This is a genomic window from Mesorhizobium sp. M0615, assembly GCF_040320805.1.
Taxonomy (GTDB): domain Bacteria; phylum Pseudomonadota; class Alphaproteobacteria; order Rhizobiales; family Rhizobiaceae; genus Mesorhizobium.
The window spans coordinates 21,994-43,481 of the sequence record NZ_JAMYQI010000009.1 but is presented as its reverse complement, the minus strand read 5'-3'; the positions used below and the strand labels follow the sequence as shown (position 1 = coordinate 43,481).

At 63.9% G+C, this 21,488-nt stretch carries 17 protein-coding genes; 1 reads left to right on the top strand and 16 read right to left on the bottom strand.

The window, feature by feature from the left end; all coding sequences use genetic code 11:
* Positions 1-5: 5 nt before the first annotated feature.
* The 8 genes from NKI46_RS17185 to NKI46_RS17150 form a co-directional block, all read right to left on the bottom strand.
* A complete protein-coding gene (locus tag NKI46_RS17185) occupies positions 6-1,985 on the bottom strand; it encodes an ABC transporter permease (RefSeq protein ID WP_023735615.1) in 1,980 nt (659 codons plus the stop codon).
* Positions 1,982-3,061, bottom strand: coding sequence for a quaternary amine ABC transporter ATP-binding protein (locus NKI46_RS17180; RefSeq protein ID WP_352655981.1), 1,080 nt, complete (start codon positions 3,059-3,061; stop codon positions 1,982-1,984). Before NKI46_RS17180 ends, NKI46_RS17185 begins: the two co-directional genes overlap by 4 nt.
* A gap of 72 nt (positions 3,062-3,133) precedes the next feature.
* The gene (locus tag NKI46_RS17175; RefSeq protein WP_023709181.1) at positions 3,134-4,108 is read right to left on the bottom strand and encodes an ABC transporter substrate-binding protein; all 975 of its coding nucleotides are present in this window, start codon (positions 4,106-4,108) and stop codon (positions 3,134-3,136) included.
* Positions 4,109-4,533: 425 nt separating this feature from the next.
* Positions 4,534-5,352, bottom strand: coding sequence for an SDR family oxidoreductase (locus NKI46_RS17170; protein ID WP_050593112.1), 819 nt, complete (start codon positions 5,350-5,352; stop codon positions 4,534-4,536).
* A complete protein-coding gene (locus NKI46_RS17165) occupies positions 5,330-6,094 on the bottom strand; it encodes an SDR family oxidoreductase (protein ID WP_023684416.1) in 765 nt (254 codons plus the stop codon). The genes NKI46_RS17170 and NKI46_RS17165 overlap by 23 nt, the downstream gene beginning before the upstream one ends.
* Positions 6,095-6,200: 106 nt before the next feature.
* Positions 6,201-7,709, bottom strand: coding sequence for a sugar ABC transporter ATP-binding protein (locus NKI46_RS17160; RefSeq protein WP_023687072.1), 1,509 nt, complete (start codon positions 7,707-7,709; stop codon positions 6,201-6,203).
* 29 nt (positions 7,710-7,738) lie between these two features.
* Positions 7,739-8,677 (bottom strand): sugar ABC transporter substrate-binding protein, encoded by a 939-nt coding sequence (locus NKI46_RS17155; RefSeq protein WP_023668529.1) that lies wholly within the window; start codon positions 8,675-8,677, stop codon positions 7,739-7,741.
* A gap of 129 nt (positions 8,678-8,806) precedes the next feature.
* Entirely contained in the window at positions 8,807-9,790 is a 984-nt protein-coding gene (locus NKI46_RS17150) for an ABC transporter permease (RefSeq protein WP_050587411.1), read from the bottom strand.
* A gap of 284 nt (positions 9,791-10,074) precedes the next feature.
* Here NKI46_RS17150 and NKI46_RS17145 point away from each other — a divergent pair, with 284 nt between their 5' ends.
* Complete coding sequence (locus NKI46_RS17145; protein WP_023668527.1) at positions 10,075-11,037, top strand: sugar-binding transcriptional regulator; 963 nt, start codon at positions 10,075-10,077, stop codon at positions 11,035-11,037.
* A 16-nt stretch (positions 11,038-11,053) separates the two neighbouring features.
* Here NKI46_RS17145 and NKI46_RS17140 read toward each other — a convergent pair whose 3' ends face one another.
* The 8 genes from NKI46_RS17140 to NKI46_RS17105 form a co-directional block, all read right to left on the bottom strand.
* Positions 11,054-11,647 (bottom strand): hypothetical protein, encoded by a 594-nt coding sequence (locus NKI46_RS17140; RefSeq protein WP_156929750.1) that lies wholly within the window; start codon positions 11,645-11,647, stop codon positions 11,054-11,056.
* Positions 11,648-11,743: 96 nt separating this feature from the next.
* Positions 11,744-13,231, bottom strand: coding sequence for a xylulokinase (locus NKI46_RS17135; RefSeq protein ID WP_023696611.1), 1,488 nt, complete (start codon positions 13,229-13,231; stop codon positions 11,744-11,746).
* Between the two features lie 20 nt (positions 13,232-13,251).
* Positions 13,252-14,574 carry an NAD(P)H-dependent oxidoreductase gene (locus NKI46_RS17130; protein ID WP_023668524.1) on the bottom strand — a complete coding sequence of 441 codons (1,323 nt, stop codon included), beginning with the start codon at positions 14,572-14,574 and terminating at the stop codon, positions 13,252-13,254.
* 161 nt (positions 14,575-14,735) lie between these two features.
* The gene (locus NKI46_RS17125; protein WP_023738443.1) at positions 14,736-15,839 is read right to left on the bottom strand and encodes a mandelate racemase/muconate lactonizing enzyme family protein; all 1,104 of its coding nucleotides are present in this window, start codon (positions 15,837-15,839) and stop codon (positions 14,736-14,738) included.
* A 17-nt stretch (positions 15,840-15,856) separates the two neighbouring features.
* On the bottom strand, positions 15,857-16,564 hold the full coding sequence (locus tag NKI46_RS17120) for a GntR family transcriptional regulator (protein ID WP_023738444.1): 708 nt from the start codon (positions 16,562-16,564) through the stop codon (positions 15,857-15,859).
* 180 nt (positions 16,565-16,744) lie between these two features.
* Positions 16,745-17,899: an efflux RND transporter periplasmic adaptor subunit gene (locus NKI46_RS17115; protein ID WP_023692135.1), complete on the bottom strand. Its 1,155-nt coding sequence runs from the start codon at positions 17,897-17,899 to the stop codon at positions 16,745-16,747.
* Positions 17,900-17,913: 14 nt separating this feature from the next.
* On the bottom strand, positions 17,914-21,102 hold the full coding sequence (locus tag NKI46_RS17110) for an efflux RND transporter permease subunit (protein WP_023735605.1): 3,189 nt from the start codon (positions 21,100-21,102) through the stop codon (positions 17,914-17,916).
* Positions 21,096-21,356, bottom strand: coding sequence for a hypothetical protein (locus NKI46_RS17105; protein ID WP_023692134.1), 261 nt, complete (start codon positions 21,354-21,356; stop codon positions 21,096-21,098). The genes NKI46_RS17110 and NKI46_RS17105 overlap by 7 nt, the downstream gene beginning before the upstream one ends.
* Positions 21,357-21,488 lie beyond the last annotated feature (132 nt).

Genomic DNA, 21,488 nt, shown 5'->3' with positions numbered 1-21,488 from the left:
AACAATTATCCTAGTCTTGCCCGCGCCTTCGCCGTCCAGGCATTGAACAGCCGGTCTGCGACGATGCCGATGAAAGCGATGGCGAGACCCGCGACAATGCCGCGTCCGGAATCGGCCTTGGACAGCGCGATGAAGACTTCCTGGCCGAGGTCGCGTGTGCCGACCATGGCGCAGATGATGATCATCGCCAGCGCCATCAGGATCGTCTGGTTGACGCCCAGCATGATTTCGGGAAGCGCCAGCGGCAATTGCACGCGAAAGAAGGTCTGGCGCGGCGTGCAGCCGGAAACCTTCGCCGCCTCGATCAGCGCCGGCGGCACTTGCCGGATGCCGTGATTGGTGTAGCGGATCGCTGGCACCACGGCGAACGCGACCGTTGCGATCATGGCGGTGACGTCGCCGACCCGGAACAGCATCACCACGGGAATGATGAAGCAGAAGGACGGCAGCACCTGCAGCGTGTCGATGATGGGCGTGACGATCTTTTCGAAGCGGTCGCTGCGGGCGGCCGCGAGACCGATCGGAATGCCGATCAGGCAGGCGATGAAGGCCGAGATGCCGCAGAGATAGACTGTGGCCATAGTCTTTTCCCAAAGGCCGGTGACGGCGCAGAAGGCGGTCAGCGCCGCGACAAGGGCGGCCAAACGCAGGCCACTGAGCTGATAGCCGGCGAGGCCGAGCAGGGCCACCGCGCCGAGCCACGGAAAGCCTTCGCAGAAGGCGCGCAGCGGGTTCAGTACATTGAGGATGAGCGCCACGCGAAACGCTTCGATCACGTCGAAGAAGTTGATCGTCACCCAGCTCACCGCCGCCTTCCACAGTGGCGCGGTGGTGAAGGTGATCTCCTTCGGCACCGCTGCGAAGGCCGGTACGAACAGGCCGAGCAGCGTCGTCACGACCAGGATGGCGATGGCCAGCGACAGATTGGGATAGCGCCGCCAAACGCTCTGGTTCGCCTGCCGTTGAACGTGGCCTTTTGCCTGCTTATGCGCGATCGCCTGGCTCAGCCGGTCGAGCGCGATTGCGAGCGCCACAATGGCGAGCCCGGCTTCCATCGCTTCGCCGACCTTCAGCGCACGCAGCGCCAGCAGCACATCATAGCCGAGGCCGCCGGCGCCGATCATCGAGGCGATGATCACCATGTTCAGCGCCAGCATGATCACCTGGTTGACGCCGATCATCAGTGTCGGCCGCGCCGACGGCAGCTGCACGCGCCACAATTTCTGCCGCGCCGTGCAGCCGGCCATCTCTGAGAAATCGTCGATCTCGGAGGGCACCCGCGACAGACCCAGCATCGTTGCCCGCACCATGGGCGGCGTGGCGAAGATGGCGGTGGCGATCATCGCCGAGACCGGGCTGTTGCCGAACAGGAGCAGCATCGGGATGAGATAGGCGAAGGTCGGGATGGTCTGCATCAAATCGAGGGCAGGGGAGATGATCAGCCGCTCGGCCCATGGCTTGCGCCACGCCCAGATGCCGGCGAACAGGCCGGTGACGATGCAGAACGGCACCGCGATGGAAATCAGTGCCAGTGTCAGCATGGCGCTGGTCCACTGGCCGAACAGCGCGGTGTAGAGGAAGCAGCCGCCGACCAGCATGCCGAGTTTTCTACCGCCCACGGCGTGCCCGGCGATGAAGGCGGCTACGCAGACGCCGATCCAGGACAGGCGCGGCAGGACATAGGCATCGGCACCGTGACCAATCTTGAAATTCTTGGCCAGCAGGTCGAGCGCGAAATCGAGGGGAACGCCGAGCACCGCGGTGATCGAGCGGGTCAGCCAGGACAAGTTCGACTTGATCCAGCGCATCAGCGCACTGACCCAGTCGGCGACGGGAACGACCGCATCGGCCGGATAGTCGACCGCCCATGGCAGCCTCTCCTGCAGCAGGAATACCACCAGCACGGCGGCCAGCGCCAGCGCCCAGATCAGCAGCCAGCGCTGAACCGGTGGCCTCGTTTGGCTGGCGCTTGCAGTCACCGTCATGCGCCGGCTCTTTGCTTGTCGATGCCGGCCAGCAGTCCGATCACGGCTTGCGGCGTCACCTCGCCGATCGACTTGCCGCTGCCGTTGACCACCGCGAACGGTTTTCCCGAAGCGACGATGCTGGCCGAGAAGCTGGCGATCCTGGCGTCGGGCGAAACCGTGCCGCCATGCTCGGAGCCATCCAGGGCACGCATCAGGCTGCGCGCCGAAATCACCTTGGCGCGGTCGACATCCCGGGTGAATTCGGCGACATAGTCGGTCGCCGGATTGACCACCAGCTGTTCCGGTGTGCCGATCTGGATGACCTCGCCGTCCTTCATGATGGCGATGCGGTCGGCCAGCCTGATCGCCTCGTCGAAATCATGGGTGATGAAAACGATGGTCTTGTGCAGCATGGTCTGCAGCCGCATCAGTTCGTCCTGCATCTCGCGGCGGATCAGCGGGTCGAGCGCCGAGAACGGCTCGTCGAGGAACCAGATCTCCGGCTTGGTCGCGAGGCTGCGGGCAATGCCGACGCGCTGCTGCTGGCCGCCGGAGAGTTCGCGCGGATAGAAATGCTCGCGGCCGCGTAAGCCCACGAGATCGATCACCTCCCGCGCTCTCGTTTCGCGCGTCGGTCGGTCCTGGCCCTGGATGCTCAGGGGAAAGGCAATGTTGTCGAGCACGTTAAGATGCGGCAGCAGCGCAAAATTCTGGAACACCATACCCATGCGATGACGCCGCAGTTCGATCAGCGCCGCATCGGAAATCTTGAGCAGGTCGTTGCCTTCGAATTCGACCTTGCCGTGGGTCGGCTCGACCAGCCGCGACATGCAGCGCACCAGCGTCGACTTGCCGGAGCCGGATAGCCCCATGATGATGAAAATCTCGCCCTGGCGTATTTCGAGATCGACGGCGCGCACCGCGCCGACCAGTCCGGCCGCGGCGATGTCGGCCATGCTGGCCTTGCCGTCACGCTCGCGGATGAAGCTGGCCGCGTTCGATCCGAACAGTTTCCAGACATTGCGGCAGGCAAGCTTTATCGGCCGCACATCTTTGGGCGTGCCAGCCGCCTGCGGTTCAGTCGCTTCCGTCATCCAATGGCCCTTCTGGAAAATGAAGATATGGACCCGGCCGTTACGGCCGGGTCCGGCCTTCAGTCGGAGCCATCACTGCGCCCAGGCTTTCCAGTCGGCTTCGTGGGCGGCGATCCAGGCGGCGGCGACATCTTCGGGCGTCTTGCCGCCGAGGTCGATCTCGCCGCTCATCTTGTTGAGCTCATCGGTGTCGATCGTGTACGCCTTGGCCACCTTGTAGGCGACCGGCCATTTGTCCTTCATGCCGGACCAGGAGTATTTCCAGATTTCGCCATGCGGCTTGCCGCAATCATATTTGGCATCCGGGTTGGTGCCCCATTTCGGGTCGGTGTAGCACTCGGGCGTATACTCCGGGAATTCGACCCACTCGCCCTTGTACTTGGCCGGCGCCCAATGCGGCGAATAGATCCACAGCATGATCGGCGCCTTGCGCTGATAGGCCGAGTCCAACTCGGCGAACATCGCCGCGTCGGTGCCGGCATGGATGACGGTGAAGGGCAGCTTCAGCGCCTCGACGCGCTCGTCGTCAAAGCCTTCCCAGGTTACCGGGCCGCCGAGATAGCGGCCCTTCGGCGCCGTCTCCGCTGTCGAGAACGCCTCGGCGCATTTCGGGTCCTTCAGCGCTTCCCAATTGGGCAGGCCGGGGCATTTCTCCTTCATATATTCGGGAAACCACCATTCCTCCTTGGCCTTCGGCCCGAGCTTGCCGAGCCGCTCGGTCTGGCCGGTGGCGTCTGAAGCCTTCATCGCTTCGCCGGCCGTCGTGTCCCAGAACTCCAGGCCGACATCGAGGTCGCCATTGGTGAGGCCGGTGGTCAGGCTGGAGAGGTAGTCGGCTGTCGGATATTCGACGGTATAGCCGAGCTTTTCGAGGATACCGCCAAGGATCTTGGCGTTGAGGTTGACGCTGGTCCAGTCGAAGAGCGCGATCTTGATCGGGTCGTTGGATTCGGGTGCTGCTGCGTGGACCGGTGATGTAAGCGCACTTGCGGCGGCAAGTGCAAGGGCTCCCATTGATAGGTTCGAAATCACACTGCGAAATGACATGCTTGTTCTCCTGTCAAACCATGTGGAAATTTCTTGACCGTTCCCTTCTTGCGTCTTTTCTTGATTGTGTTGGAAAGGCGGGTCGTTGCGCAAGTTCGTTCGCACCATGCCATTGCCGCGGCCGCAACTTGCGCAGGCGAAATGGTTGCTCGACTTGGTGTTTATGTGATGCCGGGCGGGCCCGCGTCATGGCATCGGATGGATTGCTGCGTGAGCAATCGTCAACAGATCGATCGCCGCTCCAGCGGCGCTCTCAGACGTGCGAGCCATCAAGGTCCCATGGTCTCGGCCGGCGAGCCCCATCCCCGCCAAGGCCGTTTCATGAGATGAAATTATATATACCAACGTTCATGCGGCGCAACGGCTGATGCCCTGTGCACTGCGGAATTTCAGACTGGTCGATTGCCAACCGCCAGAGCTGACGTTCACGACATGATCAGGCCGCCATCGACATTGATGGTTTGGCCGGTGATGTAGGTGGCGTCGTCGCTGGCGAGAAAGCTGACCAGGCCGGACACGTCCTCGCCGCTGCCGGCGCGCCCCATCGGGATGTTCTTCACCCATTCGGCCATCAGCTCGCCGGGCTTGTAGTCACCCATCAGCTTGCCCCAGGCGGCGTCATTATAGGCCCACATGTCCGTGTCGATGATGCCGGGGCAGATGGCGTTGACGGTGATCTTTTCCTTGGCCACTTCCTTGGCCAGGCTCTGGGTAATGCCGACGACGCCGAACTTCGACGCCGCATAGTGCGGCGTGTAGATGAAACCCTGCCGCGCCTGGCCCGATGCCGTGTTGATCAGCCGGCCGCCATCGCCATGCTTGCGAATGCGCGCGATCGCTTCCTGGCAGCACAGGAACACGCCCTTGGTGTTGACGGCCATCACCTTGTCCCACTCGGCCTCGGTCATCGCCTCGATCCGGGCGATGGTGATGACGCCGGCATTCTGCACCGAAATGTCGACACGGCCGAATTCCTTCTCGGCGAGATCGTAAAGCGCTGTAACCTCATCCTTCTTGGTCACGTCCATGCGCATCGACGCGACCTTGGCGCCCCCCGCTTTAAGGCCGGCGGCGACGTCCTCGACGCGGGTATCGATGGCGCTGACCACGATCGCGGCACCTTCCTCGGCGAAGCGCTTCGCCATCGCCGCGCCGATGCCGCCGCTCGCGCCGGTGATGACCGCAGTCTTGCCTTCAAAACGCTTCTGCACTTTTCTTCTCCTACCAGCAGACAAAGCCGCCATCGACGATCAGGTCGATGCCGGTGACGTAACTCGCGGCGCGGCTGGCCAGGAACACGGTCGGGCCGACCATTTCTTCCGGCGTCGCCATGCGCCCCATGGGCGTGTCGCGTTCGAAGATCTTGATCTGTTCGGCGACCTCCGGCCGCTTGTTCATCGGCGTCAGCGTGTAGCCTGGGCTCACCACATTGACGCGCAGGCCGCGATCGGCCCATTCCATTGCGAGGCTTTTCGACATGTGGATGACCGCCGCCTTCGACGAATTGTAATGCGCCTGGGTCAGGCCGCGATTGACGATCGAGCCCGACATCGAGGCGATGTTGATGATCGAGCCCTTGCGCCGCGTCAGCATGGCGCGCGCTTCGGCCTGGCAGGACAGGAACACGCCGCTGACATTGACGTCGTAGATTTTCTGCCACTTCTCCAGCGACAGCGTCTCGGCGGCCTCGGCTCCTGCAATGCCGGCATTGTTGACGGCGATGGTCAGCGCGCCGAGCTCCTTTTCCGTGCGCTCGACTGCGGTCGCCAGGTCGGCCTCCGACGTCACCGTCCCGGTCAGCACCACCGCCTTGCGGCCAAGCGCGGCGATCCTGTGCGCGGTCTCATCCAGCCCGCCTTTCGAGGCATGGCCGAAACAGGCTATGTCGGCGCCGGCTTCGGCGAGTCCGATGGCAATGGCCTGGCCAATGCCGCTGCCGGCGCCTGTTACCAGCGCTACGTCGCCGCTGAGATCGAATAGTTTCATGTTGTTCCCCCTCCTGAAGTGAAGGGGCGCCAGTCTTTGCTGGCGCCCCGCGCGGTCCGGTCCTTGGGAGGATACCACCTGCTGCGCTTTGTTCCGACTCCTGTCCTCAGCTCGTGGCGAGTTCCATCACCGCGACATTGCTCGCCTCGCTGCGGTCGAGAATGCCGCGCTGGCGGCCGCGGCTCAGCACCAGCACCCGGTGTGACAGGCCCAGCACCTCCTCGAGGTCGGAGCTGACCACCACCACCGCCATGCCGGAGCGGGCGAGGTCGGCGATCACGTCGTAGATCGCCGCACGCGCACCGACATCGATGCCGCGCGTCGGCTCATCGAGGATGAACACCTTCGGCGGTCGCGACACCCATTTGGCGATGATCACCTTCTGCTGGTTGCCGCCGGAAAGCTTGCTGACCGCCTGGCCAGGTTTGCCCTTGACCCCGAGCCTTGCGATGCCGGCTTCGGCGAATTTCTGCACCGCTTTCGGAAACACCCAGCCTTTCGGCGCGACATGGTCGAAATTGCCGAACGCCAAATTCTCGCCGATGGTCTGGTCGAGAACGACGCCTTGCGCCTTTCGGTCTTCCGGCACCAGCACGACGCCGGCCTTGATGGCTGCCGCTGGCCCGCTGAGATGCACCGGTTTGCCGGCAACGCGCACCGAGCCCGACGAGATCGGATCGGCGCCGGCGATCGCCCGCACCAGTTCGGTGCGGCCGGCGCCGATCAACCCGGCAATGCCGAGGATCTCGCCTGCTTTGACCGAGAAGGAAACGTTGTTGAAGCTCTTCTCCGGCGAGGACAGGTTGTCGACCTCGAGCAGCGTCTCCTCGCGCGGTGGCGACAGATGCGGGAACATCCGCTCGACCGAGCGGCCGACCATCTGCTCCACCACTGTGCGCACGGGAATATCGGCGCGCTCGTGGCGGGCGACGATGCGTCCGTCGCGCATCACCACCACGCGGTCGGCAATCTGCGCGATCTCGTCGAGACGATGGCTGATATAGATGAAGGACATGCCTTCCGCCTTGAGCTTGCGGATCTGCTGGAACAAAAGCTCCGTTTCCTCGCCGCCAAGCGCTGCGGTCGGTTCGTCGAAGATCAGCAATTCGGCATTCAGCGTCAGCGCCTTGGCGATCTCGACCTGCTGCTGGGCGGCGATGCGCAGCGTGCCCACCTTGCGCTCGGGCGAGACGTCGAGGCCAAGCCGCTTCAACTGCGCCGAGGCATTGGCGTTCATTGCTGCGCGGTCGATGCGGCCGCCGCGCATCGGCAGGCGCCCGACATAGACGTTTTCCGCCACCGACAGATCCGGCAGCAGCTTCAGTTCCTGATGGATCATGCCCACACCGGCATCGATTGCCGCGGCAGGCGAGGCGGGGGAATAAGGTTTCCCCCGCCAGATGATGGTGCCCGCGTCGGGCCGGGTCGAGCCGGCGATGATATTGGACACCGTCGACTTGCCGGCGCCGTTTTCGCCGAGCAGCGCCACAACCTCGCCCGGCCGCACCTCAAAGCTTGCATCGGCCAGGACCTGGACCGGTCCGTAGCTCTTGCAAAGGCCGTTGACGAAGAGCCCGTTGTGCGGGCTTTCGCTGTGGCGAGGATCAGGAGACATCGTGGCGCTCTCTTAAGCGGTGCCGGTCGTTACGGATGCTTGGCGATGAACTGCTCGACATTGTCCTTGGTGGTCAGCGTCGCATCCTGCAGCTGTTCGGCCGGAACGCTCTCGCCCGCCACCAGCTTGATCGCCGCATCGACGGCGAGCCGGCCCATGCCTTGCGTCTGCTGCGTCGCGGTGACGTCGAACACGCCGTCCTTCAGCGCCTTGAGCGCGGCCACGTCGCCATCGAAGCCGGCAACCCAGACCTTGTGGCCGGGATTGGCGACCTTGACCGCCTGTGCCGCACCCAGCGCCAGCGCATCGGCCTGGCCGATGACGATGGAGACATCGGGATGCGACTGCAAAAGGTCCTGCGTCAGCTTGAAGCCTTCGTCCTGGTGCCAGCCTTCGCTCCACAATTCGCCGACCACCTTGATATCGGGATAGGCCTTGAGCGCTTCGCCGCAGCCCTTCGAGCGATCCACTTCCGGCGTGGTGCCCTTCTGGCCGTGGATGATGATCAGTTCGCCTTTGCCGCCGGCCTGCTTGGCGATGTAGTCGCACACCGCCTGCGCCGAGGCGACACTGTTGGTGGCGATGAAGGTGTCGCCGGGCGCGCCGTCGGCGTTGCGGTCGACATTGACGACCGGGATGCCGGCAGCCTTGGCGGTCTTGGTCGGCACGGTGGCGGCTGTGGCGCCGGCCGGAATGTAGATCAGCGCGTCGATGTTCTGCGTGATCAGATCCTGCACCTGGCTGACCTGGGTCGCTGAATCGCCCTTGGCGTCGACGGTGACGATCTCGATGCCCTTCTCCTTGCCGTAGGCTTCGACCGACTGCTTGATCTGGTTGAAGAAGTCGGCCTGCAAATTGGCCACGGCGAGGCCGAGTTTCTTGGCCTCCTTGGCCGAGGCCATGTCGGTCAGCCCGAGCATAGGAATGATGGCGGCAGCGGCGAGCAGCAGTGAACGTTTGGTCAGCATGTTTTTCCTCCGTTGATAGTCAAACTGTCCCGCCAGCGCATCGCGCCCCTTGGAACATCCCAGTTTCGGATCGACCGATCCGTCTATCGCCCGGACGCTCCGGGCGAATTCTCAATTGTGCCCCGTTCTCTATCGCGCCCTGCGCCGCCAGGTATCGCTGGCGACCGCCAGCGCGATCACCACGCCGATCACCACCTGCTGGATGAAGGGCGAGACGCCGAGCAGATTGAGCCCGTTGCGCAGCACGCCGATGATGAGTACGCCGACCGCGGTGCCGCCGATCGAGCCGATGCCGCCCGACAGGCTGGCGCCGCCGATCACCACCGCCGCGATGGTGTCGAGCTCATAGCCGAGGCCGGAACTCGGCTGCACCGAATCCAGCCGCGCGGCGAGCACGATGCCGGCAAGACCCGCAAGTACGGCGCAGATGGCGTAGACCCAGTTGGTCAGTGACTTCACCGGAATGCCGGAGAGCCGCGCCACCTCGGCGCTGCCGCCGATGGCGTAAAGGCTGCGGCCGGTGGCGCGGTAGTTGAGGAAGATGGCGAAGACGATCGCCAGCACCATCATCACCCCGACTGTGACCGACAGGAAGCCGAAATGGCGGATGATCGACAGGCTGGTGAACCAGTCGGGAAAGCCGACAATCTGCGAACCGTCGGTGATCATATTGGCAAGACCGCGCGCCACCGACATCATCGCCAGCGTCGCGATGAACGGCGGCAGCCGGGTGACGGTCACCAGCAGGCCGGACACCAGTCCGCAAAGGCCGGCGACGACCAGTGCTGCGACGACGCCGGCCGCAAGGCCGAGATTGAGATAGTCGGGGTGGGAGACAAAGCCCATCACCATGGCGGCCAGCGCCAGCACCGAGCCGACCGAGAGATCGATGCCGCCGATCAGGATCACCAGCGTCATCCCGATTGCCATGATGCCGAGCACCGTGATCTGGTCAAGTACGTTGAGGATGTTGCGCACGGTGAGGAACGTGTCGGTGGTCAGCGTCAGCGCCAGGCAAAGCAGCAGCAGCCCGATCAGCGGCCCCATGGTTCCGGCAAACAGCGCCGAAAGCTTCGCGGCCGTCGCACCTTGAGTGCCGGGCGCGGCTTTCAACTCGCCAGCCTTCGACTCGCTTGCATCATTACTCACGGCCACTTCGTCTCCTCCGTCAGCGAAACGACGATGGCCTGCCGTCCGCTCTTGTTCACCAGGCACCTCCCTGTGAACAATTTATCTTTGATATGCAATTTTGTTCAGCTAAACTGTTCATTAGAAAATTGTCAAGAGCCGTTGCGCCATTCGGCGGTGGTTTGCGCCACAGGGCGGTTTGTCCTAGGGAAGGCCAGGGGGCGGCGCTTGCGGAAAGATTTCCGAAATCTGCCGCGGGAGGGCAAAAGATGGCGACCGTCGAAAACGAGAAGGCCTCGCGCTTCCCCGATGCCGAGCTCAAGGCCCGGGCCGCCTGGCATTACTATGTCGAAGGTCTGACGCAAGAGCGCATTTCCGAGATCCTCGGCGTCGGCCGCATCAAGGTGCACCGCATTCTCTCCGCTGCGCGAGAGGAGGGCATCGTGCAGTTCCGCATTCGCGACAGTGTCGTCGAATGCGTGCAGCTCGAGGAGAGCCTGAAGCAGCGCTTTGGGCTAAGCCAGGCGGTCGTGGTGCCGTCGGCCGCCGACCGCAGCAACGCGCCGCTGATGATCGGCCACGCGGCTGCCGCCTATCTCGCCGACAACGTCAATGCCGGCGACGTCATTGCGCTGGGCTGGGGCCGGACGCTGAAATTCGCCATCAACGAATTGCCGAGGCGGCCGATTGCCAGGACGACGGTCGTCTCGATGCTCGGCGGCCTTACCCACGCGCAGCCGCTCAACCCGACCGAAAGCGCCTGGGAGTTCGCCGAAAAGATCGGCGCTGAATGTTTCCTGCTGCCGGTGCCGGTCTATGCCGACAAGCCGGAACAGCGCGATGCCTTCATGAGCCAGCGCAGCGTTCAGGATGTCGTCTTCCGCGCGCGCCGCGCCAACATCGCCGTGCTCAGCGTCGGCTCGTTTTCCAAGGACAGCCCGATCGCCAATTACGGCTTCATCAAACCGAGCGAACTCGAGGAATTGCAGGCGGCCGGCGCGGTCGGCGACCTCTTGTGCCATTTCATCGACGCCGAGGGCCACCCTGTCGACCATGAGGTCAACCGCCGCGTCTGCGCCTATCCGCTGCAGGATCTGTCCGATATTCCGAGCATCATCCTGGTGTCAGGCGGTCAGGAGAAGGTCGCCGTCATGCGTGCGGCGCTCGCCAACACCAGGATTTCGGTGCTCATTACCGATGAGGATGCGGCCAAAGGCCTACTCAACCGTTGAGCGCTGTCGGCCTCGGTCAGAATTCGCAGGGCTCCGGACGACTGTCGTCCGACCAGTCGGCCAGTGCGATCGGCACGAATTTTCCCGCGACCGGTTTGCCGTCGTCCAGGTCCTTTGAAGCGGTGCCTTTGCCGGTGAGAAAATTGATGTCGCAGCCGCCCAGCGTCGTCTCGACCGAGCCGTCGGCTTTCTGCACATTCCAGTCCCAGTCGCGACTGTAGCCGGCGACAAGGAATTTACCGCCGCGCCAGACGATGGTCAGCGTCGCATCCCATGATTTGTTGGCGCCGCAGCCGAAGCACGAGGTGACGACAAGCGATCCCTTGCCCTTGCTTTCGAACCCGAGAATACGGTCCTGCGTCAGCGCCTTTTTGACAAAATCAGGCTTGCGCGAAGGATCGAGCTTTCCTTCGCCGGCAGCCAGATAGATCGAGAGATCCGCCAGCCCGGTGTCGGAATCCGCCGCGATCGCGGCCCGATCCATCCGGCCGTCATTGTCCATGTCGAGCGTGACCTCAAAGGGCGGCTCGTCCTGCGCACGCGCCGTCATTGGAGCTGCCGCAAGCGCGACAATCCAGGGCAGGGCGGCAAGATGAAATACTGCTTTCATGAGCCCGATGAGTCTAGCATTGGCCGGGCAGGACGCAAAATCCCAAGCTGGGCAGGTTGGGCATGGGAGCCTCACGCAGGCAAGCTGCGCTTGAACTCAGATCGCACCGAGTCGCGCGTGGATGTCGCGTGTCGCGTGATAGAGGTCGCGGTAGATCGACTTGCGCGCCCGGTAAGCCGGCACCAGCGTCATATCCGGATCGACACGCCTGGCCGGCGCCGCCGCCATTGCCTTGGCGGCGTCTTCCGCCGAGGCGAACCAGCCGATCGCCGAAGCCGCCAGCATCGCCGCGCCAAGGGCCGCCGCCTCGTTGACCGGCGACACGAACAGCGGCCGCTCCAGCACGCTGGCCATGATCTTCATCAGCAGCGCCGAATTGGTGCCGCCGCCGGCGGCAATCATCTCTCCCGGCTTGCCGCCGCTTTCGGCCTCCATCGCCTCGCTGGCGATGGCCTGCTCCAAAGCGATGCCTTCCAGCGTGGCGCGGAAGAGATGCCTGGGCTCATGGTCGAGCGACAGGCCAACAACGGCGCCGCGCGCCGCGCCATCCCAATAGGGGCTCATGACGCCGGCCCAATAGGGCATGACCAAAAGACCGTCGCCGCCGGCCGCAACATCGACCGCACCCTTCTCCAGTTCTGCCGCGGAAGACGCGCCGGTGGTGCGCACGATCCAGTCGACCAGTTGCATGCCCGAGCGCAGCACGGTTTCCAGCATGAAGCCGGAGCCGGTCGGCGAGACCAGCGTGCGAAACGCGTCCGATGTGGTGACCGTGCCGGAATAGCAGCCGCTGACGACGCCGGAGCCGAGCGAGAGATAGCTCTTGCCGGCACCATAGACGCCCATGCCGAGACCCATGGCCTGGCCATCGCCGGCGCCGGCGACAATTGGCGTGCCCGCTTTGAGGCCAGTCAGCTGGGCAATGCTTTCGGCAAGGCCGCCGCAGATTTCGCCTGGGCCGATCAGCGCCGGCAACTGCCGTGGCTGCAGCCCTGCAGCCGCGACAAGCTCAGGGTGCCATTCGCCTGTCGCAACATCGAGCAAGCCGAGCGGGTCGGCACTTGCCGTGCTGGTTACCAGCCGTGCGGTCAGCCGGTGAACGAAGAAGCCATGAACATCGACCAGGGCGGCGGCGTTGGCCAGCACCTGCGGCTGGTGTTCCGCCAGCCAGGCTATGGCATAGAGCGCCGGCGTCGGATCCGGCGGCTTGCCGCTCCAATCGCGGATCGTCTCGCGGCCAAGCTCGGCCGACAGCTTGGCGACTTGAGGCCGGGCGCGCTCGTCAAGCCACAGGATCGCCGGGATGAGCGGCGTGCCGGCCTGATCGATCAGGGTGAAGGTCTCGCGCTGATGGGCTATGGCAATTGCCGCCACGCGCGCGGCGCCGACCTTGTCGGCAACCTGCTTCAGCGCACTGATAAGGGCTGCCCACCAATGTTCGGCATCCTGCTCGAAATGGCCGGGCTTAGGATTGGCCAGCGGATAGGCCTCGCGCGCCTGGAACAGCTCCGCGCCGTCGCCGGTGAAGGCGATCGCCTTCACCGCCGTCGTCGAGGCATCGATCCCGATAACGACATCGTCCATCACAGGGAGATCCCGAAGGTTCAGGCGGCGTTGGTCACAAACTGTCCATCCGACTGGTCTAGACGGCGGCGGATCTGCGTTATCACCATCGAATCGTCGGGTACACAATTTTCATAGGTAAGGAAGTCGCCTGTCTTGACCGGCTTGACCACCTTGGCGCGTTCGGCGATCCCGAGCGGCAGCGCGCCCTTGGCGCGGGCGTCCTCCCAGGTCATGGCGAAGCCGCGATAGTCGTTCTCGCCGATCATGCCGAGCGATTGGCCCGCGCCGAGATCGCTCTTGGCCACCGCCACCGCTTCGGCCACCGGGTGGTCGAGCGGCTCCATGTCGGCGCGTTTGTAGACCACGGCGCGCGCCGCCGACAGTGGCACTTCAAGGCTTGTCAGGTGATAGGGACGGTAGATCGTGAAATAGGGGCCCTTGCCGACCTTGAGGTCGACCATGCGCTCCAGCACGCGCGGATGCCTCGTTTCGATGATGCAGAACACGCCGGGCGCCACGCCCTTGCCGATGGAATAGTCGACCACGCCCTTGCGGTGCAGCACGCCGCCATCCTCGCGCGGGCAAAGCACGCTGGCCAGTTCCTCCAGCGTCGCCGTCGGGCCGTGCATGCCCGGCACGTCGGGCACCAGCCCGGTGGCGTTGGCAATCGCCACCATCTCGATCGCCGTCTTGGAACCGTCGACGAACTCGACCAGCATGCGCGCATTCATATTGCGCTCGGCCGCTTCCTTCTCGTAGTCGGCGGGCATGGCGTCGATCTTCAGCGGGTTGTTCTTGCCCTTGCCGGCGGCGATGATGTTGAAGCCGAGGCTCTTGGCGAAGCCGATGATCTCCAGCGTGCAGGCGGGTTCGTCGCCGGCCGCACCGGTGTAGACCACGCCGGCCTTGCGCGCTTCCTCCTTGAGGAAGCGGCCGATCGTAATGTCCGCCTCGACGTTGAGCATGACGATGTGCTTGCCGTTCTTCATCACTTCGAGCGCAAACAGCGTGCCGATGTTGGGATTGCCTGTCGCGTCGATGATGACATCAATGCGGCCGGCCGCGGCCAGCGCATGCAGATCTTCGGTGACAGCGATCTTGCCGGCCTCGATGGCGCGGTCGATGGCAGAGGCGTTCGCAGCCTGGACGATGTCGGAGCGGTCATGGCCGGCGAGCAGTGCGGCATCGATCGCCGCTTGCGGGCGCACCTCGGAAATGGCACCGATCCGCATGCCCGGCATCAGCGCCACCTGGACGACGATGTCGGTGCCCATCTGCCCGGCGCCGGCGAGTCCGATGGTGATAGGCCCTTGGGCTTCAGCGCGCTGCAGAAGTTCCGCTGCAAATTGCGGATGGGCCATATCGCTTCCTCCAGGCATGACGCGCCGCAGCGTCAAATCATCATTTTGAACATTCCTATTTCCATTTGAAAAATATTTCAACCCGCAAATCGGAGAATGGCTGCAGGGCCAAATCTCCCACGGAGGATTCGTGGGGTGACAGCTTCATGCTGGGCTTGATCTCAGCCGATCTCAAGGAAAGGCTTGCCGAGCAGATCGGGCACGACATCGACGCCGAGGCCGGGCCCGTCGGGAATGCCCATGTGGCTGCCGGTGACCGGTGGCGCGTTGGAGGCCGTGCGCACCGTCACCCACTCATGGAAGGCGATGGCGTGCAGCCGGCGTTCTTCCGGCGTCGACAGCGACAGATGTGCCATCGCCGCCGTGTCGATCTCGGCGCCGCCCGTATCCTCGACGGTGATCATGAAACCGAGATCGACGGCGACGTCGCGGATCTGCCTTGTCCTGGTTACGCCGCCAAGCCGCGAGATCTTCAGCGTCAGCCCGTCGGCGGCGCCCAGGCGATGGATTTCCAGCATCGCCTCGAGCGAGATGACGCTCTCGTCCAGCACCATCGGCTTGTCGAGCATGCGGCGCACCGACATGTTCTCCTCGATCGTTGTGCAGGGCTGCTCGAACGTGTAGTCGATGCCGCGCGTTGCATCGGCGAACTGCCGCGCCTGGTAGGGTGTCCAGCCGGCATTGGCGTCGCAGAAAATCACCGTGCCTTTCGGCACGGCCGAAGCGACTGCGCTCACCCGCTCGATGTCTTCATGCACATTGCCGCCAACCTTGACCTGCAGCCGGCGGCAGCCTTCGGCGATGATCCTTTTGGCCAGTGCCGCCATCTGGTCGAGCGTGCCGTGGGTGACGACGCGGTAGGTCTCCGCCATGTCGCTCTCGCGGCCGCCAAGCATGGTCACCAGCGGCACGTCGGCGGCGCGGGCGGCCAGATCCCAGCAGGCCATGTCGAGCGCCGACTTGATATAGGGATGGCCCTTGAACACCGTATCCATCAATCGGCCGATGCCGGCGAGGCCACGCGGGTCCTGGCCGATCAGGTGCGGCGCGATCTCGACCACGCCCGCGCGCGTTCCCGCCGGAAAGGCGGCCGAATAGAAATTGCCGAGCGGCGCCATCTCGCCCCAGCCGGTTACGCCGCTGTCGGAGGTGATGGCGACGATCACCGCGTCGAAACAGTCGGCCACACGCCCCTTGGACATGAGGTAAGGCCCGTCCACGAAGGGCTGCACGACGCGATAGGCCTTGATGGATTTGATCTGCACTTGTCTGTCCATTGTCTCTAGGTGTTGAGGAGGGTCAGCCCTTCGATGTTCCGCTGCTCGAGGCCACGCGCATAGGCAAGCAGCTCTTCGAAATCGAGGTCGATATGCTCGCGCGCATGGCGCTGGGCAGCGCGCATGTCGGCGCCCTTCAAGAGCCGCACATAGCTCTCGTGGAGATCTTCGGCCGGCACCGGCTCGTTGCGGGCCCGCTGGTGCAGGGCAAAATACATCTGCAGCCGACTGGTCAGCCGCTGCCAGGTTTCCAGCAGCACCGAATTGTCGGCCCATTCATAGATCAGCCCGTGCAATTGCAGCGCGGTCTCGATCTGGCGGGTGGTGTCGCGCGCGCGCGTTGCCTGCTTCACCGCCTCGTGGCGGCGGTCGAGTTCGTCGAAGAAGCGCTGGTCGCGCAGCTTCCATGTCCGCTCGATGGCGAATTCATCGAGCACCTTGTTCAGCGAATAGGCGTCGTCGATGTCTTTGGCGGTGACATCGATGACGAAGGTGCCGGCATAGGGAATGCTGGTCAGGATGCCTTCCTGCACCAGCTCGCGCATCGCCTCGCGCAACGGCGCACGGCTGACCCGCATCTGCTCGGCGATCCTCAGCTCGTTGAGCTTTTGGCCGGGTTCCAGCTGGCCGGTCAGGATCGCCCGCCGCAACAGCGCGACGATCTCGGCTCGGCGTGTCGTATCCGCGATCGGATTGAAGTCCAGCTTGGCCATTCCGTCACTCCAGTGAGAGCCGGAAACAGACAAGCAGATTGTCGACAATCCTACAATATGTCTGTTCCGGATTCTTGTGCCTTGCGGTTACTCCAAAAACGGCGTGCGGCGCTCCATAAAAAAACGGCGCCCTCGGCGTGGAAGCCGAAGGCGCCGCAGGACCGGGGCTGATGGGGGTTATCAGCTGGCCGGTTTCTCCTGGGGCAACGGCGAGATCGGCATTCCTGGTCCGATCTTCTGCAGATTGCCCGTTATCACTTGGTCGCCTTCGGCAACGCCGCTGAGGACCGCCACAAGGTCGCCGCTGGTCGCGCCAAGCGAGACGATGCGCTGGTCGACCGTGTTGCCCTTGCCGACGACATAGACATATTTGCCGAGCTGGCTCGAACCCAGCGCCACCTGCGGCACCATCAGCGCGTCGGGCAGCTGCTTGATGTGCAGCCGCACGCGGACATACTGGCCCGGCAGCAGCGAGAACTTCGCATTGCCGATGGTGGCGCGCGCCGTAATCGTGCCGGTCGAGTGGTCGACCGTGTTGTCGATGAAGGTGAGTTCGCCCTTCTGGCTGGCTTCGGTCTCGCCGGGCAGCAGCACCTCGACCTCGATCGGGCCGGCGGCCCGGGCCCGTTCGATTTCGGCCAGGTCCGTCTCGCTCGGATTGAAGGTGACGTAGATCGGGTCGAGCTGCACCAGCGTGTTCAGCACCGTACCGGCGACGCTGACCAGCGTGCCGACCGAAGCCTGGTTGCGGCCGACGCGGCCGGCAAACGGAGCGTGGATTTCGGCGTAGCTCAAATTGAGCTCGGCCGTGCGCACCGCCGCCTGGTTGACGGCAAGCGACGCTTCGGCCTGGCGCAAGGTGCTCGTACGCTGGTCGAACCCATCCTTGGCCAGATAGCCGCTCTTGGCGAGTTCGGAGCCGCGGCCGAGATTGGAGCGCGCATAGTCGAGGCTCGCCTGGTCGCGCTGCACTTCGGCCTTGGCCTGGTCGAGAGCCGCCTTGAAGTCGTCAGGCGAGATCTTGTAGAGCAGATCACCCTGGCGCACATCCGCGCCGTCCTTAGCCGTCTGCTCCTGCAGATAGCCGGGCACGCGGGCCTGCAAGGTGACGCTGCGGATCGCCTCGATGCGGGCGGCGTAGTCAAGGTAGATCGGGATCGTCTTCTTGACCACGCTCGTCACCGGCACCGGCATGACGAATGCCGCAGGTGCTGCCGTCGCTGCCGCCGTGCCGGCATTGAGGCTGAGATTGCCCATGTCGAGGAAGTGGACGCTTGCCACCGAGATCGCTCCCAGGGCGACGGCCGTTCCCAAAGCTATTTTCCATTTACGCATTTTGGTCTCCAATTCTATTCGGCTGCTTCGGCCAGGCGCATCGGCGCTGGTTCGGCAGTCGGTTCATTATTGTCCTGGTCATGAGCAGCGTTCGGTTCGCTGCGCACGCGGCCTTCGCGCAGCTGTTCGATGACCGCGTAGAAGACTGGCACGAACACCAGCGACAGGATGGTCGCCGCGACCATGCCGCCAAACACGGTGGTGCCGATCGACTGCCGGCTTGCCGCACCCGCACCCGTCGCAAACATCAGCGGCAGCACGCCGAGGATGAAGGCGAAGGCCGTCATCAGGATCGGCCGCAGCCTCAGCCGCGCAGCTTCCATCGCCGCGTCGACAATGCTCAGTCCCTCCTCGCGCCGCCGCCTTGCAAACTCGACGATCAGGATCGCGTTCTTGGCGGCGAGGCCGATCAGCATGACGAAGCCGATCTGCGAGTAGACGTCGATCTGCATGCCGCGCAGGAACAGGGCTGCGAAGGCGCCGAACAGGGCCAGTGGCACCGCCAGCAGCACCATGAACGGCATCGCCCAGCTCTCATACTGCATCGCCAGGATCAGGAAGACGAAGACGATGGCGAGGCCGAAGACGACCGACGCGATCGATCCTGCCTTGAGCTCCTGGAAGGTGATGCCGGTCCATTCGAAACCGAAATCCCTGGGCAAAGCGGTGGCGGCGGCCCGTTCCATCGCGGCAACCGCCTGGCCCGACGAGAAGCCGGGGGCTGCGCCGCCATTGATCGTGGCCGAGGCGTTGTTGTTGTAGTGCGGCACGGTTTCCGGGCCGACGAACGGCACCAGTTTGCCCAGTGTGCTCAGCGGCACCATGCCGCCGGAGGCGTTGCGCACATAGAGCCGCGAAAGGTCGCCTGCGTCGGCACGTGCATCCTTGTCGGCCTGGATGGTCACCCGGAAGGTGCGGCCGAACAGGTTGAAGTCGTTGACGTAGAGCGAGCCGAGATAGATCTGCAGCGTGTTGAAGACGTCGGGCAGGTTGAGGCCGAGCAGTTTGGCCTTGCTGCGGTCGAGGTCGTAGTTGAACTGCGGCGTCGAGGTCGAGAACGGCGAGAACAGCTGCTGCGGGTTGATTTCCGGCTGCTTGCGCGCCTCGGCGATCACGGCTTGCGTCGCGTCGTTGAGGGCTGAACTGCCTCGCCCGGTGAGGTCCTCGACGACGAATTCGAAGCCGCCCGTGGTGCCGATACCCGGGATCGAAGGCGGATCGAAGGACAGCGCGAAGGCTTCCGGAATCTGCATCAGCTTGCCGCGCACATCGGAGACGAGCTTGGACGCGCTCTGGTCGGGGCCGCGCTCTTCCCACGGCTTCAGGATGGCGAACTCGACAGCCGAGTTCGACTGCGCCGCACTGGTCAGGAAGTTCAGGCCGCTGATCGAGCCGACAATCTCGACGCCGGGTGTTGCCTGCAATATGTCGCGCGCTTTCTGCGCCACCGCATCGGTGCGTTCCAGCGAGGCGCCGTCAGGCAGCTGGATGACGACGAAGAAGTAACCCTGGTCCTCGACCGGAAGGAAGGTCGAGGGCAACTTCTGCCAGACGAAGTAGGTGGCCACCAGGCCGGCCGCGAACAAGCCGAGCATGATCCAGCGCAGCCGGATGAGGATACGCACGCCGTGCGCATAGGCATGCGACAGTCTGTCGAAGCCCGTGTTGAACCAGCGGAACGGGGCGAACTGCGTCTCGCCGCGATGGCGCAGGAAGGCGGCGCTCAGCGCCGGGCTGAGCGTCAGCGAGTTGAAGGCGGATATGCCGACCGAAATCGCCACCGTCAGCGCGAACTGATTGTAGAGCTTGCCGGAGACGCCGGGAATGAAGGCAACGGGCACGAAGACGGCCATCAGCACTGCGGTGGTGGCGATGATCGGTCCGGTGACCTCGGCCATCGCGGCCTTGGTCGCCGCCAGCGGTTTGAGGCCCGCCTCCAATTGTCGCTCGACATTTTCGACCACCACGATGGCGTCGTCGACGACGAGGCCGATGGCCAGCACCATGCCGAGCAGGGAGAGCATGTTGAGCGAGAAGCCCATCATTTCCATGACGACCATCGTCGCCACCAGCGACACCGGAATGGCGATGGTCGGGATGATCGTCGTGCGCCAACTCTGCAGGAAGATGAACACCACGGCCACGACCAGCACCAGCGCTTCGCCAAGCGTGATCAGCACGTCATGCATCGATGCCGACACGAAGCGCGTGGTGTCGTAGTGCATGGCGTAGCTGACGCCCTTGGGGAAACGGGCCGACAGTTCCTGCATCTTGTCCTTGACGTGCTGCTGCAGATCGAGCGCGTTGGAACCGGGCATCTGGTAGACGGCCAGCACCACCGTCGGGTCCTTGCCAAAGAATGCCGACGACGAATATTGCAGCGCGCCGAGCTCGATGCGGGCGACGTCGCGCAGTCGCACCAGCGAGCCGGTGCCGGTGTTGGCGCGCACGACGATGTCGCCGAACTCCTTGGGGTCGCTCAGGCGGCCGACGGCGTTGACCTGCATCTCGAAGGCGGTGCCGGCGGGCGCCGGCGACTGGCCGATCTTGCCGGCCGCCACCTGGACGTTCTGTTCCGAGATGGCGTTCTGGACGTCGACAGCGGTGATGCCGAGATTGGCGAGCTTGTCCGGATCGAGCCAGACGCGCATCGAATAGCGGCGTTCGCCGAAGATCTGCACGTCGCCGACGCCGGGCAGCCGCTTCAAAGGATCGACAACCTGCAGATAGGCGAGGTTGCTCAGCGCCACCGGATCGACCGAACTGTCGGGCGAGGTCAGATTGACGATGAGGACGAAATTCGGGTTCTGCTTCTTGATCGTCACGCCACCCTGGTTGACGATCGCCGGCAGCGACGAGGCGGCTTGCGAGACGCGGTTCTGGACGTCGACGGCCGCGGTGCTCAAGGAATAGCCGACATCGAAGGTGATGGTGATGGTCGAGGAGCCGTCATTGGAGCTCGACGACGACATGTAGGTCATGCCTTCGACGCCGTTGATCTGCTGCTCCAGCGGCGTCGTCACCGTATCGGCGACCACTTGCGCGCTGGCGCCCGGATAATGCGCACTGACCACGACCTGCGGCGGCGTGATGTCGGGAAACTGCGAAACCGGCAAAAGGAAATAACAAATCGTCCCGGCGAGCACCATGATGATGGCGATGGCCGAGGCGAAGATCGGACGATGGATGAAAAAGTTTACCACGACACGCAAACCTCTTTAGAAGAACCGGCCTCTTTAAAAGAATTGGCAGACCGGGACAGCCGCCGGCCGCGCACCGAACCCGGGTCCTGCAAAAAATACGAAGACGGCGCCGCACCGCTGAGGCCCTGCTCATCGGCAACGGTCCTCAGCATCGCTTCGAAGGCGCGCGGATTGACGCGGTCCGCTTTCATCACCAGCCGGATCATCGGATCCCGGATGGCTTCATCGATGGTCAAATCCTTGCGCTGCGACATTGGAGCGTCTCCATTCCAGCGGCCCGCATCGGACGATCGCGAACCGGTTTTCATCTCTTCACCGGCCGGAGCCGCATGACCTGCAATTTTCACCCTTTGTGATCTGGCAGGACCAGTTCACGGCCTTGTTAT